16 protein-coding genes are annotated in these 16,566 nt (G+C 63.3%); 8 read left to right on the plus strand and 8 right to left on the minus strand.

What is annotated here, in order from left to right:
- Positions 1-46: 46 nt before the first annotated feature.
- A complete protein-coding gene (locus tag G559_RS0106295; protein ID WP_028627433.1) occupies positions 47-1,198 on the minus strand; it encodes an iron-containing alcohol dehydrogenase in 1,152 nt (383 codons plus the stop codon).
- Positions 1,199-1,350: 152 nt separating this feature from the next.
- On the opposite strand from G559_RS0106295, the gene tcdA reads away from it, so the two are divergent.
- Complete coding sequence (gene tcdA / locus G559_RS0106300) at positions 1,351-2,154, plus strand: tRNA cyclic N6-threonylcarbamoyladenosine(37) synthase TcdA (RefSeq protein WP_028627434.1); 804 nt, start codon at positions 1,351-1,353, stop codon at positions 2,152-2,154.
- Between the two features lie 115 nt (positions 2,155-2,269).
- Here the strand turns inward: tcdA and G559_RS0106305 are convergent, their stop codons facing one another.
- From G559_RS0106305 to map, 7 genes are all read right to left on the minus strand, one after another.
- The gene (locus tag G559_RS0106305) at positions 2,270-2,674 is read right to left on the minus strand and encodes a SufE family protein (RefSeq protein ID WP_028627435.1); all 405 of its coding nucleotides are present in this window, start codon (positions 2,672-2,674) and stop codon (positions 2,270-2,272) included.
- Positions 2,671-3,876: an aminotransferase class V-fold PLP-dependent enzyme gene (locus tag G559_RS0106310; protein WP_028627436.1), complete on the minus strand. Its 1,206-nt coding sequence runs from the start codon at positions 3,874-3,876 to the stop codon at positions 2,671-2,673. The genes G559_RS0106305 and G559_RS0106310 overlap by 4 nt, the downstream gene beginning before the upstream one ends.
- 76 nt (positions 3,877-3,952) lie before the next feature.
- Complete coding sequence (gene dapD, locus G559_RS0106315; protein WP_028627437.1) at positions 3,953-4,987, minus strand: 2,3,4,5-tetrahydropyridine-2,6-dicarboxylate N-succinyltransferase; 1,035 nt, start codon at positions 4,985-4,987, stop codon at positions 3,953-3,955.
- A gap of 108 nt (positions 4,988-5,095) precedes the next feature.
- A complete protein-coding gene (locus tag G559_RS0106320) occupies positions 5,096-5,443 on the minus strand; it encodes an ArsC family reductase (protein WP_028627438.1) in 348 nt (115 codons plus the stop codon).
- A 19-nt stretch (positions 5,444-5,462) separates the two neighbouring features.
- A complete protein-coding gene (gene dapC / locus G559_RS0106325; protein WP_028627439.1) occupies positions 5,463-6,659 on the minus strand; it encodes a succinyldiaminopimelate transaminase in 1,197 nt (398 codons plus the stop codon).
- A 76-nt stretch (positions 6,660-6,735) separates the two neighbouring features.
- Positions 6,736-9,438, minus strand: a complete 2,703-nt coding sequence (locus tag G559_RS0106330; protein ID WP_028627440.1) for a [protein-PII] uridylyltransferase — start codon at positions 9,436-9,438, stop codon at positions 6,736-6,738.
- A gap of 29 nt (positions 9,439-9,467) precedes the next feature.
- The gene (map, locus tag G559_RS0106335; protein ID WP_028627441.1) at positions 9,468-10,250 is read right to left on the minus strand and encodes a type I methionyl aminopeptidase; all 783 of its coding nucleotides are present in this window, start codon (positions 10,248-10,250) and stop codon (positions 9,468-9,470) included.
- 264 nt (positions 10,251-10,514) lie between these two features.
- Here map and rpsB point away from each other — a divergent pair, with 264 nt between their 5' ends.
- The 7 genes from rpsB (at position 10,515) to ispC (ending at position 16,526) form a co-directional block, all read left to right on the plus strand.
- Entirely contained in the window at positions 10,515-11,255 is a 741-nt protein-coding gene (gene rpsB, locus G559_RS0106340; protein WP_028627442.1) for a 30S ribosomal protein S2, read from the plus strand.
- A 127-nt stretch (positions 11,256-11,382) separates the two neighbouring features.
- On the plus strand, positions 11,383-12,252 hold the full coding sequence (gene tsf, locus G559_RS0106345) for a translation elongation factor Ts (protein WP_028627443.1): 870 nt from the start codon (positions 11,383-11,385) through the stop codon (positions 12,250-12,252).
- A gap of 204 nt (positions 12,253-12,456) precedes the next feature.
- The gene (gene pyrH, locus G559_RS0106350; RefSeq protein ID WP_028627444.1) at positions 12,457-13,200 is read left to right on the plus strand and encodes a UMP kinase; all 744 of its coding nucleotides are present in this window, start codon (positions 12,457-12,459) and stop codon (positions 13,198-13,200) included.
- On the plus strand, positions 13,197-13,754 hold the full coding sequence (gene frr, locus G559_RS0106355; RefSeq protein WP_028627445.1) for a ribosome recycling factor: 558 nt from the start codon (positions 13,197-13,199) through the stop codon (positions 13,752-13,754). Before pyrH ends, frr begins: the two co-directional genes overlap by 4 nt.
- 14 nt (positions 13,755-13,768) lie before the next feature.
- The gene (uppS, locus tag G559_RS0106360; protein ID WP_028627446.1) at positions 13,769-14,530 is read left to right on the plus strand and encodes a polyprenyl diphosphate synthase; all 762 of its coding nucleotides are present in this window, start codon (positions 13,769-13,771) and stop codon (positions 14,528-14,530) included.
- Positions 14,524-15,339, plus strand: coding sequence for a phosphatidate cytidylyltransferase (locus G559_RS0106365; protein ID WP_028627447.1), 816 nt, complete (start codon positions 14,524-14,526; stop codon positions 15,337-15,339). Before uppS ends, G559_RS0106365 begins: the two co-directional genes overlap by 7 nt.
- The gene (gene ispC, locus G559_RS0106370) at positions 15,336-16,526 is read left to right on the plus strand and encodes a 1-deoxy-D-xylulose-5-phosphate reductoisomerase (RefSeq protein WP_028627448.1); all 1,191 of its coding nucleotides are present in this window, start codon (positions 15,336-15,338) and stop codon (positions 16,524-16,526) included. The genes G559_RS0106365 and ispC overlap by 4 nt, the downstream gene beginning before the upstream one ends.
- Positions 16,527-16,566 lie beyond the last annotated feature (40 nt).

Consider the following 16,566-nt stretch of genomic DNA (forward strand, 5'->3'; position numbering starts at 1 on the left):
TCGGCCAATGTGGCAAAAAGCCGCTTCGGATTGTTCCAGGTCAGCCTCACAGCGCCCTGAGAAGAATGCGTTCGCTGGCTTCCAGATCGAGGTCGCGGCGCTCGCTCAGGGCGGTCATGCCGTGGCGCTCCAGTTGTGCCAGCACCTGGGGGATCACATCGGCGTCCAGGCCGTGTTCAGACAGACGGGTGGGCACGCCCATGCGTTTGAAGAAGTCGCGGGTGGCCTGGATCGCGGCATCGATGCGTTGCTCTTCGTCCCCTTCCTTGAGGCCCCAGACGCGGGTCGCGTATTGCAGCAGCTTTTCGCGTTTGACCTGGCGGCGCTCTGCCAGCAGTGCGGGCAACACCACGGCCAGGGTCTGGGCGTGGTCGATGTGGTAGAGCGCGGTCAGTTCGTGGCCGATCATGTGGGTCGACCAATCCTGCGGCACGCCGCAGCCGAGCAGGCCATTCAGGGCCTGGGTGGCGCACCACATCAGGTTGGCCCGCACGGCATAGTCCTCGGGGTTGGTCAGTGCCTTCGGGCCTTCCTCTATCAGGGTCAGCAGCAGGCCTTCGGCGTAACGGTCCTGCAGGGGTGCATCGGCCGGGTAGGTCAGGTACTGCTCGATGGTGTGGACGAAGGCATCCACCACGCCGTTGCCGATCTGCCGTGCAGGCAGGCTGAAGGTGGTGCGCGGGTCGAGGATGGCGAAGCGCGGGTAGAGCAGGGCGCTGGAGAAGGGCAGCTTCTCTTGGCGGGCGACATGGGTGACCACGCCGTGTGGGTTGCTTTCGGAGCCGGTGGCGGCCAGCGTCAGGACGCAACCCATGGGCAGGGCGGCGGTGATGCGCTTGCCGCTGAGCAGCTCCAGCGGGTCGCCGTCGTGGCACGCGGCAGCGGCGATGAACTTGCTGCCATCGATCACCGAACCGCCCCCCACGGCGACGATGAAGTCGCACTGCTCGGTCCTGGCCAATTGGGCGGCCTTGACCAGGGTGTCGAACTGCGGATTGGCTTCGATGCCGCCGAATCGGGTCAGTTGATGGCCTGCCAGCGCTTGTTCCACCTGCTGCCAGACGCCGTTCTGGAAGATGCTGCCGCCGCCGTGGGTGACCAGCACCCGGCTGCCGGCCGGAACATCGCGCGTCAGTTTGGATATCTGGCCTTCGCCGAAGTGGATGCGGGTGGGGTTGTAGAAGGTGAAATTGCGCATGACCGGCTCCCTTGTCGTTATCGGGCGACTATAGCCCTGGCGGACCGTGACCGAATCTATGGGCCACCATTCAGCGGCGATGGACTTGGGCCGAGGGATCGCGCTTCCTATAATGCGCGCCCGCCCGAAGGTTGGCGATGGGAGTGATTGGCATGAGTACAGACGAGCGTTTCGGTGGTATTGCCCGGCTTTATGGCCTGGAAGGACTTGCCCGGTTGCAGGCGGCCCATGTGGCTGTGGTCGGCATCGGCGGCGTGGGTTCCTGGGCGGCCGAGGCCCTGGCGCGCTCCGGGGTGGGGGAAATATCCCTGTTCGACCTGGACGACGTCTGCATCACCAACACCAATCGCCAGGTGCATGCCATCGAAGGTGCCGTGGGCAAGGCCAAGGTGGATGTGATGGCAGAGCGCATTCGCGGCATCAACCCGGCCTGCGTGGTCCATGCCGTGGCCGACTTCGTCACCCGCGAGACCATGGCCGAGTACATCACCCCGGAGATGGATGCGGTGATCGACTGCATCGACAGCGTGGCGGCCAAGGCGGCGCTGATTGCCTGGTGCAAGCGGCGCAAGATCCAGATCGTCACCACCGGCGGTGCCGGCGGCCAGGTCGATCCGACCCAGATCCAGGTCGCCGATCTGAACAAGACCTTCAACGACCCCCTCGCGGCCAAGGTGCGCTCCACGCTGCGCCGCGACTACAACTTCTCCCGCACGCCGGGACGCACCTACAGCGTGCCCTGCGTGTTCTCCACTGAGCAGCTGCGTTATCCGAAGCCGGACGGTTCGGTGTGCCAGCAGAAGAGCTTCGTTGGTGAAGGCGTGAAGCTGGACTGCGCCGGTGGGTTTGGCGCGGTGATGATGGTGACCGCCACTTTCGGCATGGTGGCGGCGGCAAGGGCTGTGGATAAGTTGGTGGCCGGAGCGCGCAGGCCGTCGGAACGAACCGCATCCTGACGCGTAGGATGGGTTGAGGAACGAAACCCATGTGGACCCCGGTAGATGGGTTTCGCGGGCTCTACCCATCCTACGGAATATCTGCCTTGTGCCTTGGCGAATGAATTCGCCCCTTCTACAGGGGCATCTCGCGCATTTTCTTGAGCACGGCATTCAGGCCGTTGCTGCGTGATGGCGACAACTGCCGGCCTAGTCCCAGTCGGTTGAACCAGTCCGCCAGGTCGACAGTCGCCAGTTCTTCGGCCGCAAGGCCCTCGACCCGTGCCAGCAGCACCGCCAGCAGGCCTCGGATCAGCCGAGCATCGCTGGCAGCGCGGAAGTGCCATTGGCCATCGCGCATCTCTCCCACCAGCCAGACCTGGCTTTCACAGCCATGTACCCGGTTGGCGTCGCTGCGCTCGGCGTCGGTCAGGGCTTCCAGTCGCTCGCCCCATTGCATCAGCAGGCGCGCGCGCTGTTCCCAGCTACCCGCGGCGGTGAAGGCATCGAGGGCTTTGCGGGCTTGTTCCGGCAGGCTCATCGCAGCAGTTCCATAGCCTTGTCCAGGGCGCTGAAGAAGCGCTCCAGATCTTCGCCGTCGTTATAGAGGCCCAGAGAGGCACGTATGGCACCCTGCAGACCGAGGTTTTGCATTAGCGGCATCGCGCAGTGATGGCCAGCACGCACGGCAATGCCCTGCTCGGTGAGCAGGTGGGCCAGGTCGGCGTTATGCACACCCTCGATGGTGAAACTGGCCAGGGCCAGCTGAGGTTCGCCCAGCAGGTGTACGCCGTCTCGGGCGGCCAGTCCGGCCAGCAGCTTGGCGTGCAGGGCAGCCTCGTGGCCGGCGACGGCGGCAGCGTCCAGGCTGTTCAGGTACTCCAGCGCGGCGCCCAGGCCGATTACCGAGGCGATGGCCGGGGTGCCGGCCTCGAAGCCCAGGGGCGCGCCGTGGAAGTCGGCCGTCTGGTAGGTGGCGGTGTGCACCATTTCGCCACCGAACTGCCAGTGTTTCAGGCGTGCCAGCGCATCACTGCGGCCGTAGAGCACACCAACGCCGTCCGGGCCATAGAGTTTGTGGCTGGAGAACGCGTAGAAATCGCACCCCAGCGCCTGTACGTCGTGGCGGCCATGGACTGCGCCCTGGGCACCGTCCACTACGGTCAGGGCACCCTGGCTGCGCGCCAAGGGCAGCAGCTCGGTCAGCGGCTGCCAGCGGCCGAGGACGTTGGAGAGCTGGCTTACCGCCACAAGGCGGGTGCGCGGACCGATCAGCGTGCGCGCCCGCTCCAGGTCGATCCGGCCTCGGTCGTCCAGCGGCAGTACAACCAGCTTGAGCTGCTTGCGCAGTGCCAGTTGCTGCCAGGGCAGCAGATTGGCGTGGTGTTCCAAGGCGCTGACAACGATCTCGTCGCCGGGGTGGAACAGGTGCTCCAGGCCATAGGCCAACAGGTTGATGGCTTCCGTGGTGCCACGGGTGAAGAGGACTTCCGCCGGGCTTGCCGCATTCAACCAGTGCGCCACATGGGTGCGGGTGCCTTCGAAGGCCCGGGTGGCGCGCTCGCCAGGCAGATGCTGGGCGCGATGCACATTGGCGGCGCCACTGGCGTAGTAGCCAAGCAGGGCGTCCAGTACAGCCTGGGGCTTTTGTGCGGTCGCGGCGCTGTCGAGGTAGGTCTGTCCCTCGGCCGCGAGAGCCGAAAGGGCAGGGAAGTCGGAACGCCAGGGAGAAGTCAGGGACATGGCACGCTTGAACGCTGGAGGCGGGAAGGGAAGCTGGAAGCCAATCTGCTTCGGGCCTCCAGCTTCAAGCTTAGTTTCAGTTATGGGCGTGGAGGGCTTCGTTCAGCTCGATCGCGGTCTTGTTGGTCTTGCACTCGACCGCGCCGTTCTGCGAGTTGCGGCGGAACAGCAGGTCCGGTTGGCCGGCCAGGTCGCGCGCCTTGACGACTTTCACCAACTGATTCTGGTCGTCCAACAGGGCCACTTTGGTGCCGGCTGTGATGTACAGGCCAGCTTCGACGATGTTGCGGTCGCCCAGCGGGATGCCGATGCCGGCGTTAGCGCCGATCAGGCAGCCTTCGCCTACGGAGATGACGATGTTGCCGCCGCCGGACAGGGTGCCCATGGTGGAGCAACCGCCGCCCAGGTCCGAGCCCTTGCCGACGAAGACGCCCGCGGAAACGCGGCCTTCGATCATGCCAGGGCCTTCGGTGCCGGCGTTGAAGTTGATGAAGCCTTCGTGCATCACGGTGGTGCCTTCACCCACGTAGGCGCCCAGGCGCACACGGGCGGTGTCGGCGATGCGGACGCCGGCCGGAACCACGTAGTCGGTCATTTTCGGGAACTTGTCCACGGAGAAGACTTCCAGCAGCTCGCCCTTCAGGCGGGCTTCCAGCTGGCGCCCGGCCAGCTCGGACAGGTCGACGGCGCCCTGGCTGGTCCAGGCCACGTTTGGCAGCAGCGGGAAGATGCCGGTCAGGTTCAGGCCATGGGGCTTGGCCAGGCGGTGGGACAGCAGGTGCAGCTTGAGGTAGGCCTCAGGCGTGGAAGTCAGTGCGGCGTCTTCGGCCAGCAGGGTGGCGACCAGCGGTTTCTGGCTCTCGGCCAGGCGGGTCAGCAGCGCGGCCTGGGTGGCGTCGATGTCCTTCAGGGCAGTGGCCAGCTGGGTGGCCTGGGCATTGCTGATGGCGATGGCCTGGTTACCGGCGCTGTAGCCGATCACCGGGGCGACGGCAGCTACCAATTGTTCCGAGGGCTTGAGCAGGGGCTGGGCGTAAAAGACTTCGAGCCAGTTGCCCTGGCGGTTCTGGGTGCCGACGCCGAAGGCGATGCTGAAGAGTGCGTTGGACATGAGGATTCCTCTTGCTGAAGGGTGTTGATCAGGCGTTGCGCATAGCCGTGCACGCAGGTTCCGGCGCACGGCTGGCAAGTGGGATGAACGCCTGGGCGGTAGTCATGGTTACTTGAAGGCGGCAGCGTAGAGGTCCGGCTTGAAGCCGACCAGGGTGCGATCACCCAGGTCGAGCACCGGGCGCTTGATCATCGACGGCTGGGCCAGCATCAGGGTAATGGCCTTGTCTTGGTCCAGGTCGGCCTTCTGCGCGTCATCCAGTTTGCGGAAGGTGGTGCCGGCGCGGTTCAGGACGGTTTCCCAGCCGTGCTCGGCGCACCATTTCTCCAGGTTGGCGCGGTCGATGGCCGAGGCCTTGTAGTCATGGAAGCTGTAGCTCACGCCCTGCTCTTCGAGCCAGGTTCGGGCTTTCTTCATGGTGTCGCAGGCTTTGATGCCGTAGAGGGTGATGCTCATCGTGTCGTTCCTTTGAGGCTCACAGTCCCTTGATGAAGGCGCGGATACGTTCGCCGGCTTCGACGCACTCGGCCAGCGGGGCCACCAGGGCCATGCGCACTCGGCCGGCACCCGGGTTGAAGCCATTCACGGCGCGCGACAGGTAGGAGCCGGGGACCACTGTGACGTGCTCACGGGCGAACAGTTCACGGGTGAAGGTTTCGTCGTCCACCGGAGTCTTCGGCCAGAGGTAGAAGCCGCCGTCCGGGCGCTGCACGTCCAGAACCGGGCCGAGGATATCCAGCATGGCATCGAACTTCTCGCGGTACAGCGCGCGGTTGGCACGTACGTGGACTTCGTCGTTCCAGGCGGCGACGCTGGCCAGTTGGGTCTGCACCGGCATGGCACAGCCGTGGTAGGTGCGGTACAGCAGGAAAGACTTGAGGATATCGGCGTCGCCGGCGACGAAGCCGGAGCGCAGGCCGGGCAGGTTGGAACGCTTGGACAGGCTGTGGAAAACCACGCAGCGCTTGAAGTCCGAGCGGCCCAGTTCGGCGCAGGCTGTGAGCAGGCCGGCCGGCGGGTTCTGTTCGTCGAAGTAAAGCTCGCTGTAGCACTCGTCGGCAGCGATCACGAAGTCATGTTCGTCGGCCAGGGCGATCAGTTTCTTCAGGGTGTCCAACGGGATCAGCGCGCCGGTGGGGTTGCCCGGCGAGCAGAGGAAGAGGATCTGGCAGCGTTGCCAGACGTCCGCTGGAACGGCGTCGAAGTCCGGGTTGAAGCCGTTCTCCGCCAGGCACGGCAGGTAGTGGGGCTCGGCGCCGGCCAGCAGGGCTGCACCTTCGTAGATTTGATAGAAGGGGTTCGGGCTGACCACCAGGCCCTTGTCGGTGCGGTTGACCACTGCCTGAGTGAAGGCGAACAGCGCCTCGCGGGTACCGTTCACCGGCAGCACGTGGCGAGCGGCCTCGAGCCAGCCAGCCGGTACCTTGAAGCGGCGCTCGCACCACTGGGCGATGGCTTCGCGCAGGGCCGGGATACCCAGGGTGGTGGGGTAGACCGACAACTGGTCGAGATTGGCCGCCAGGGCCTCGGCGACGAAGGCCGGGGAGCGATGCTTGGGCTCGCCGATCGACAGGGCGATGGCCTTCTTCTCCGCCGGTGGCTGGGCGCCGGCCAGCAGGGCGCGGAGTTTCTCGAAGGGGTAGGGCTGCAGTTGGTTCAAGGCTTCGTTCATGGTTGTAGGGCGTCAACAGGGAGGTCGTGGGTGAATCGGTGCAATCCGGCCAGCGGCCTTATTGCACCCTACGGGTTCAGATTTTTATCCGCGCCGGGTCCAGGCTCTGTCCGTTGGCTTGGGACAACTGGGAGACGATGGCCTCCTGGAGCCGCAGGCAGAACTCGGGGTCGGAAAGCGGCTGGTTGTTGGCGTCGGTGACGAAGAAGACGTCTTCCACCCGCTCGCCCAGCGTGGCGATCTTGGCGTTCTGCAGCGAAAGGTCGAACTCCAGGAAGATGCGCCCGATACGCGCCAGCAGGCCGGGGCGGTCGGGGGCAATCAATTCGAGGATGGTTACCGGGCGCTGGGCGTCATTGGAGATGGTCACCTGCGGCGGGAAGGCGAAATGCTTGAGCTGGCGCGGGACGCGGCGCTGGATGATGGCCGGGTACTCGTCCGGGTTCTTCAGGGCGTCGATCAGGCCTTCGCGGATTTCGCGGATGCGCGCCGGGTTCTCGCCGATCCGCCCGCCATCGGCATCGAGCACGATGTAGGTGTCGAGGGTGAACTGGCTGGTGGAGGTGATGATCCGCGCGTCGTGAATGTTCAGGTTCAACTGCGACATGGCGGCCACGGTCACGGCGAAGAAGTCGTGCTGGTCCGGTGCGTAGATGAATATCTGGGTGGCGCCCTCGAACTCGCGCTGGGCGGTTTCCTTGATCAATACCAGGGGATCGTTGCCGGCCGGATGCTGGAGGATGGCCTCGGTGTGCCAGGCCACGTCATTGGCGGTATGGCGCAGGAAATAGTCATCGCCCAGTTGCGACCAGAGCTGCTCGGCCTCGTCCTGGTCGATACCGTTGCGTACCAGGATGTCGATGGCGGCGGACTGGGTCTGGCGGATCTGCTCTTCGCGGTCCAGCGGGTTCTCCAGGCCGCGGCGCAAGGCGCGCTTGGTCTCGGTATAGAGCTGACGCAGCAGGCTGGCGCGCCAGGAGTTCCACAGGCTCGGGTTGGTGGCGTTGATGTCGGCCACGGTGAGCACGTAGAGGTAGTCCAGACGGGTCTGGTCGCCCACCAGGCGGGCGAAGTCGTAGATCACCTGCGGGTCGGAGAGGTCCTTGCGCTGGGCGGTGGTGGACATCACCAGGTGGTGCTGCACCAGCCAGGCCACCAGGCGCGAATCCCATACCGGGAGATGGTGGCGGGCACAGAATATCTCGGCGTCCACGGCGCCCAGCTCGGAATGGTCACCGCCGCGGCCCTTGCCGATGTCGTGGTAGAGCCCGGCGAGGTAGATCAGCTCCGGCTTGGGTAGCTTGTCGATGAGCTTGCTGGCCAGGGGGAATTTCTCTGCCAGCTCCGGCCATTTCAGCTTGCGCAGGTGTTTGATCAGGTTGAGGGTGTGGGCGTCCACCGTATAGATGTGGAACAGATCGTGCTGCATCTGCCCGATGATCTGGCCGAACTCCGGCAGGTACAGGCCAAGAATGCCGTAGCGGTTCATCCGCCGCAGGTTGCGGTGGATGCCTTGGGCAGACTTGAACAGCTCGATGAACAGGCTGGTGTTGCGGATATCCTTGCGGAAATCGTCGTCGATCAGGTGGCGGCTGTCCCGCAGCAGGCGGATGGTATCCGCGCGCACGCCCTTTATCTCCGGGTGCTGGGCCATCAGCACGAAGATTTCCAGCATGGCGAAGGGGGTGCGCTTGAAGACGTTGGGGTGGGTCACCTCGATGTAGCCGTCACGCAGTTGGAAGCGACTGTTCAGCGGCTGCGCCTGGCCGGTTTCGCCGGCGCGGAGGATGACTTCCTCGAAATGCTGGTTGATCAGGTCGCTGAGTTCGGAAACTCCCATCACCACCCGGTAGTACTTCTGCATGAAGCGCTCGATGCCGAGCTTGTCGTCACCGTCCTCGAAGCCGAGCAGGGCGGCGATCTTGCGCTGGTGGTCGAACAGCAGACGGTCTTCGGCGCGGCCGGCCAGCATGTGCAGGGCGTAACGTACCTTCCAGAGGAACTCCTGGCTGGAGGCGAGCATGCTGCATTCGCTTTCCACCAGAAAACCCTGTTGCACCAGGCCATGCAGGTTGAGGCTACCGAACTGGCGGCGGGCGACCCAGAGAATGGTCTGGATATCGCGCAGCCCGCCAGGGGAGCCCTTCACATTGGGTTCCAGGTTGTACTCGGTGTCGTTGTACTTGGCGTGACGTGCCTTTTGCTCGTTGCGCTTGGCGAGGAAGAAGTGCTTGCTCGGCCACATCTGCTCGGGGCTGGTGACTTCCAGCATGCGCTGGCGAAGGTGCTCCGGGCCGGCGATGGTGCGGCTTTCCATCAGGTTGGTGACCACCGTCAGGTCGGCGCGGGCCTCTTCGGCGCACTCGGCTACCGAGCGGACGCTCTGGCCGACTTCCAGGCCGATGTCCCAGAGCAGGGTGAGGAAGCCTTCGATGGGCTCGCGAAAAACTTCGTGGTCAGCGCTGTCCAGCAGGATCAGCAGGTCGATGTCGGAGAAGGGGTGCAGCTCGCCGCGCCCGTAGCCGCCGACCGCCAGCAAGGCGATGTCGGCGTCCTCGCTCCAGTCGAAGCGCTCCCATGCCGCCCGCAGGATCTGGTCGACGAACCAGGCGCGGTCCTCCACCAGGCGACGGATGTCGCGACCGTGGGTGAAACGGTTGTCGAGCACTTCACGGGCCTGGCGTATGGCTTTCTTGAAGGCAGCGATGGGGCTGGACTTCAAGGCCAGTTCCGCCTGGAACTGCCCGCGGTCGAACAACTCGGGATCCACCTGCGGCATGGGGCGGCTTTCCTTATATAGGTCGGTGATCAGGGCGAGGTGCGCGCCAGCGTATCGTCGCTGCGCAGCGTGAGGATCTCGTAGCCATCGGCAGTCACCAGGACGGTGTGCTCCCACTGGGCGGAAAGCTTGCGGTCCTTGGTGATGGCGGTCCAGCCGTCACCGAGCAGGCGGGTTTCCGGGCGGCCCTGGTTGATCATCGGCTCGATGGTGAAGGTCATGCCTTCCTTGAGCTCCATGCCGGTGCCGGCGCGGCCGTAGTGCAGGACCTGGGGCTCTTCGTGGAATACCGCGCCGATGCCATGGCCGCAGTATTCACGGACCACCGAGTAACCGAGCTTCTCGGCATGCTTCTGGATCACTTCGCCGATATCGCCCAGGCGCGCACCGGGCTTCACCAGCTGGATGCCCTTGTACATGCATTCCTGGGTTACGCGGCAGAGCTTGTCGGCCCACTCCGGCGCCTTGCCCACCAGGAACATCTTGCTGGTGTCGCCGTGGTAGCCGTCCTTGATGACGGTGATGTCGATATTGAGGATGTCGCCATCCTTCAGCGGCTTCTCGTTGGGGATGCCGTGGCACACCACATGGTTGACCGAGGTGCAGATCGACTTGGGGAAGCCCTTGTAGTTGAGGGGGGCGGGGATGGCCTGCTGCACATTGACGATGTAGTCGTGGCAGATACGATCCAGTTCCTCGGTGGTCACGCCGGGTTTGACATGTTCGCCGATCATCTCCAGCACTTCGGCGGCCAGGCGGCCGGCAACGCGCATTTTCTCGATTTCTGCGGGCGTCTTGATGGTGACGGTCATATTGGGTCTCGGGCGCAAACGGAAAAGGCTTGATATTAACAGCTTCAAGCCGCAAGCCATAAGCGGCTAGCAGGAAGCAGCCTGTTTTGCGGCGTATCGTTCCAGTAGCTTGGGTCTGCTTTTTGTGCTATAAAACGCGCCGCTTTACGGGCGTACTGTCCGAAAGCACAAACCCACACACGTATCGACACGATCTCCTGGGTGCCCGAAAGGGTTGGATATTGGGATACGTGGAGGCCTAACCCGACTTATCGAGGAATAGAAATGTCCCAAGTCAACATGCGCGATATGCTGAAGGCCGGTGTGCACTTCGGCCACCAGACCCGTTACTGGAACCCGAAAATGGGCAAGTACATTTTCGGCGCGCGTAACAAGATCCACATCATCAACCTTGAAAAAACCCTGCCGATGTTCAACGAGGCCCTGTCCTTCGTTGAAAAACTGTCTGCAGGCAAGAACAAGGTACTGTTCGTCGGCACCAAGCGTTCCGCTGGCAAGATCGTTCGCGAAGAAGCTGCTCGTTGCGGCTCCCCGTACGTCGATCACCGCTGGCTGGGCGGCATGCTGACCAACTACAAGACCATCCGTCAGTCCATCAAGCGCCTGCGCGAGCTGGAAACCCAGTCCCAGGACGGCACCTTCGCCAAGCTGACCAAGAAAGAAGCCCTGATGCGCACCCGCGACCTCGAGAAGCTCGAGCGCAGCCTGGGTGGTATCAAGGAGATGGGTGGCCTGCCGGACGCTCTGTTCGTGATCGACGTTGACCACGAGCGCATCGCCATTAGCGAAGCCAACAAGCTGGGCATCCCGGTTATCGGTATTGTCGATACCAACAGCAGCCCGGAAGGCGTTGACTACGTCATCCCGGGTAACGACGACGCCATTCGCGCCGTTCAGCTGTACCTGGCCAGCGTTGCTGATGCTGTAATCCGCGGCCGTCAGAATGCCGTTGGTGGCCCTGACGAGTTCGTCGAAGAAGCTGCTTCCGAGGCCGCAGAAGGCTGAGTTGACAGCCGTCTAGCGTTACCCGGTGCGCAAGAAGGGGGCTAGGCCCCCTTTTTGCCACCTCCGAATTGTGAATGCCCGGATTTCTGGGCTGAATGGTTGAAAACCTATTCAAGAGGATTGCGACATGGCAGAGATTACTGCAGCCCTGGTTAAAGAACTGCGCGAGCGTACCGGCCTGGGCATGATGGATTGCAAGAAGGCCCTGACCGCCGCTGAAGGCGACATCGAGAAGGCCATCGACGACATGCGCGCCGCTGGCGCCATCAAGGCTGCCAAGAAGGCTGGCAACATCGCCGCCGAAGGCGCCATCGCTGTCAAAGTGGCTGACGACAACAAGGTTGCCGTCATCATCGAAGTCAACTCCCAGACCGACTTCCTGGCCCTGCAGGACGACTTCAAGTCCTTCGTTGCCGCTTCCCTGGATCAGGCTTTCAACGAGAAGCTGACCGACGCTGCTCCGCTGGTCGAGTCCCGCGAAGAAGCTCGTCTGGCCCTGGTTGCCAAGACCGGTGAGAACGTCAACATCCGTCGCCTGACCCGCGTTGAAGGCGATGTGGTAGGTGCCTACCTGCACGGCCACCGCATCGGCGTAGTCGTGAACCTGAAAGGCGGCAACCCGGAACTGGCCAAGGACATCGCCATGCACGTGGCTGCCAGCAACCCGCAGTTCCTGAACTCGACCCAGGTTTCCGAAGAAGCTGTTGCCAAGGAAAAGGAAATCTTCCTGGCCCTGAACGCCGACAAGATCGCCGGCAAGCCGGAAAACATCGTCGAGAACATGGTCAAGGGTCGCATCGCCAAGTTCCTGGCTGAAGCCAGCCTGGTCGAGCAGCCTTTCGTCAAGGATCCGGAAATCAAGGTCGGTGACCTGGCCAAGAAAGCCGGCGCTGAGATCGTTTCCTTCGTTCGCTACGAAGTAGGCGAAGGCATCGAGAAAGTCGAAGTAGACTTCGCTGCCGAAGTAGCTGCCCAAGTCGCTGCTACCAAGCAATAAGACGGCCTCGGCTGTCGCCCCGCAAGAGGCTGCCCGCTAACGCGTGCGGCCTCTTCGTCAAACTGGGGAGCCATTTCGGGGTGGTTTCCACGGCGGGCTCCGGTCATCGGGCACCAACCGTCGTTTGCGCAGTCTCAGGACTCGCCAGTACACAGGGCCTTTCGAGGTCCGCGAATTCAAATAGCGCCGCAGGAGAGATACGCAATGGCTCAGCAGGTGAGTGGTCGCCAACCTCGCTATAAACGCATTCTGCTCAAACTCAGCGGTGAGGCCCTTATGGGCTCCGAGGAGTTCGGTATCGATCCGAAAGTCCTCGATCGCATGGCGCTGGAAATCGGCCAGTTGGTCGGTATCGGCGTCCAGGTCGGCCTGGTGATCGGCGGCGGCAACCTGTTCCGTGGTGCGGCCCTGAGCGCCGCCGGCATGGATCGGGTAACTGGCGACCACATGGGTATGCTGGCCACCGTGATGAACGCCCTGGCCATGCGCGACGCGCTTGAGCGTTCCAACATCCCCGCCATCGTGATGTCGGCCATTTCCATGGTTGGCGTGACCGATCACTACGATCGTCGCAAGGCCATGCGCCACCTGGCTTCTGGCGAAGTGGTGATTTTCTCCGCCGGTACCGGCAACCCCTTCTTCACCACCGACTCGGCCGCCTGCCTGCGCGCCATCGAAGTGGATGCGGACGTGGTGCTGAAAGCCACCAAGGTCGATGGCGTGTACACTGCCGACCCGTTCAAGGACCCCAATGCCGAGAAGTTCGAGCACCTGACCTATGACGAGGTGCTGGATCGCAAGCTGGGTGTCATGGACCTCACGGCCATCTGTCTGTGCCGTGATCAGAAGATGCCGCTGCGGGTCTTCAATATGAATAAACCGGGTGCCCTGCTGAACATCGTGGTCGGCGGCGCCGAAGGAACCCTGATCGAGGAGGGCGAAAAGTGATCAACGAGATCAAGCAAGAAGCGCAGGAGCGCATGAAGAAAACCCTGGAATCGCTGGATCATGCTTTCGCCAAGATCCGCACCGGGCGTGCGCACCCGAGCATTCTGGATAGCGTGATGGTGTCTTACTACGGTACCGACACTCCCCTGCGCCAGGTTGCCAACGTGATCGCAGAGGACTCCCGCACCCTGGCCCTGACCGTGTTCGACAAGAGCATGATCCAGGCTGTGGAGAAGGCCATCATGACCTCTGACCTGGGCCTGAACCCGGCCACCGCCGGTACCACTATTCGCGTGCCGATGCCCGCCCTGACCGAGGAAACCCGCAAGGGCTACACCAAGCAGGCACGTGCGGAGGCTGAAAACGCCCGTGTTGCCGTGCGCAACATCCGCCGTGATGCGCTTGCGCAGCTGAAGGACCTGGTCAAGGAAAAGGAAATCAGCGAAGACGACGAGCGTCGTGCCGCTGACGACGTCCAGAAGCTGACCGACAAGTTCGTCGGTGATGTCGACAAGGCTCTGGAAAACAAAGAAAAAGACCTGATGGCCGTCTGACGTCCGGAATCGTCATGGACAAATTCCAGCAAGGCGCGTACCCCGCGGTGCCACGGCATGTGGCGATCATCATGGACGGTAACAACCGTTGGGCGAAGAAGCGCCTGCTGCCCGGCGTCGCCGGCCATAAGGCTGGCGTGGATGCGGTCCGGGCGGTGATCGAGGTGTGCGCCGAGGCCGGCGTCGAAGTGCTCACCCTGTTCGCCTTCTCCAGCGAGAACTGGCAGCGCCCGGCTGACGAGGTCGGCGCCTTGATGGAATTGTTCCTGGGGGCGTTGCGCCGTGAGGCGCGGCGCCTGGACCAGAACGATATTCGTTTGCGCATCATCGGCGATCGTTCGCGCTTCCACCCGGAGCTGCAGGCCGCCATGCGCGAGGTTGAGCAGTTGACCTCCAGCCATCAGAAGTTCGTCCTTCAGGTCGCCGCCAACTACGGCGGACAGTGGGACATCACCCAGGCCGCACAGCGCCTGGCTCGTGAGGTCCAGGCTGGTCATCTGCAGGTCGACGATATTTCCCCGCAGTTGCTGCAAAGTTGCCTGGTCACCGGCGACCTTCCGCTGCCCGACCTGTGCATTCGCACCGGTGGCGAGCATCGCATCAGCAACTTCCTGCTGTGGCAGCTCGCCTATGCCGAGCTGTATTTCTCCGATCTCTTCTGGCCTGACTTCAAGCACGAAGCCATGCGCAAGGCGCTGGCAGACTTTGCCAAGCGACAGCGTCGCTTCGGCAAGACCAGCGAGCAGCTAGAAGCCGAGGCCCGAGCCAAATGCTGAAACAACGCGTCATCACCGCCCTGGTGTTGTTGCCGATCGCCCTTGCAGGCTTCTTCTGGCTGGATGGCGGCGCCTTTGCCCTGTTCATCGGCGCCGTGGTAAGTCTCGGCGGTTGGGAGTGGGCACGCCTGGCGGGCTTTTCGCCTCAACCCCTGCGCGTCGCCTACGGCCTGCTCGTGGCGGCGCTGCTGTATGGGCTCTATCTCGTGCCGGCCCTGGCCCCCCTGGTCCTGGTGCTGGGTGTGCTCTGGTGGGGCGCGGCGACTGTCCTCGTGCTGGGCTATCCCGAAACCAGTCGCTACTGGGGCGGTACGCCTGGCAAGCTGGTGATTGGCCTGCTGATCCTGTTGCCAGCCTGGCAAGGCTTGGTGCTGTTCAAGCAGTGGCCGTTGGCCAATTGGCTGATCCTGGCCGTGATGGTGCTGGTCTGGGCGGCCGATATCGGTGCTTATTTTTCCGGCAAGGCCTTCGGTAAGCGCAAACTGGCCCCTCAGGTAAGTCCTGGCAAAAGCTGGGAAGGCCTGATAGGCGGGCTGCTGGCCAGCCTGCTAATTACTGCTGGTGTCGGTTTCTACCGCGGCTGGGTCGGTTCAGAGCTGCTGCTCGCCCTGGCAGGTGCGGCCCTGGTGGTACTGATTTCAGTAGTAGGAGACTTGACCGAGAGCATGTTCAAGCGCCAGTCCGGCATCAAGGACAGCAGCAATCTTTTGCCGGGCCATGGCGGTGTGCTGGACCGAATCGATAGTCTGACGGCGGCCATTCCGCTTTTCGCCGCGCTGCTCTGGGCCGCCGGCTGGGGTGCGCTGTGAGTCAGCCGCAACGCATTACCGTGCTGGGGGCCACCGGCTCCATCGGTCTCAGCACCCTCGATGTCATCGGTCGTCACCCCGACCGATACCGGGCTTTCGCCCTCAGTGGCTTCAGCCGTCTGGGTGAGTTGGAAGCCTTGTGTCTGCGTCATCGTCCCGAGTTCGCCGTAGTGCCGGATGCCGATTCGGCCCGGCACCTTCAGGGCGGTCTGTTGGCGGCCGGTTTGCAAACTCGCGTTCTGGCGGGCGAGCAAGGGCTTTGCGAAGTCGCCGCGCACCCGCAGGCGGATGCTGTGATGGCCGCCATTGTGGGTGCTGCGGGTCTCAAACCGACTCTCGCGGCGGTCGAGGCAGGCAAGCGGGTGTTGTTGGCCAACAAGGAGGCGCTGGTGATGTCCGGCGCCTTGTTCATGCAAGCGGTGCGCAAGAGTGGTGCCGTGCTCCTTCCGATAGACAGTGAGCACAATGCGATCTTCCAATGTTTGCCGCAGGATTACGCGCGTGGGCTCGCACCTGTCGGCGTGCGTCGCATTCTGCTGACTGCATCTGGTGGTCCCTTCCGTGAGATGCCGCTGGAGCGGCTGTCGGACGTTTCTCCGGAGCAGGCTTGTGCTCATCCCAATTGGTCCATGGGGCGCAAGATTTCCGTGGACTCGGCCAGCATGATGAACAAGGGGCTGGAACTGATCGAGGCCTGCTGGCTGTTCGATGCCAGCCCGGCCCAGGTGGAGGTCGTGATTCATCCGCAGAGCGTGATCCACTCCCTGGTGGATTATGTGGATGGCTCGGTGTTGGCGCAGCTCGGTAATCCGGATATGCGCACCCCCATCGCCCACGCCTTGGCGTGGCCGGAGCGCATTGATTCCGGTGTATCGCCGCTTGATCTGTTCTCCGTGGCTCGCCTGGACTTCCAGGCCCCGGACGAAGAGCGCTTTCCTTGCTTGCGGCTGGCTCGCCAGGCGGCGGAGGAGGGCGGAAGCGCCCCGGCCATGCTCAACGCTGCGAATGAGGTGGCTGTGGCGGCGTTCCTGGATAGACGCATCCGCTTCACCGAGATCGCGAGTATCATCGACGAAGTGCTGAACCGCGAAGCGGCGACGGCTGTCGAAACGCTGGATTCCGTGCTGCAGGCAGATGCCCGTGCTCGGGCAGCCGCGCAGCAGTGGTTGGTCCGTCAAGATCGCTAGCAGGTAGCTCTCAAGCGACCACCTGCTCCAGAGGAAACCG

Source organism: Metapseudomonas resinovorans DSM 21078 (genome assembly GCF_000423545.1).
In the GTDB taxonomy this organism is placed as follows: Bacteria; Pseudomonadota; Gammaproteobacteria; order Pseudomonadales; family Pseudomonadaceae; genus Metapseudomonas; species Metapseudomonas resinovorans.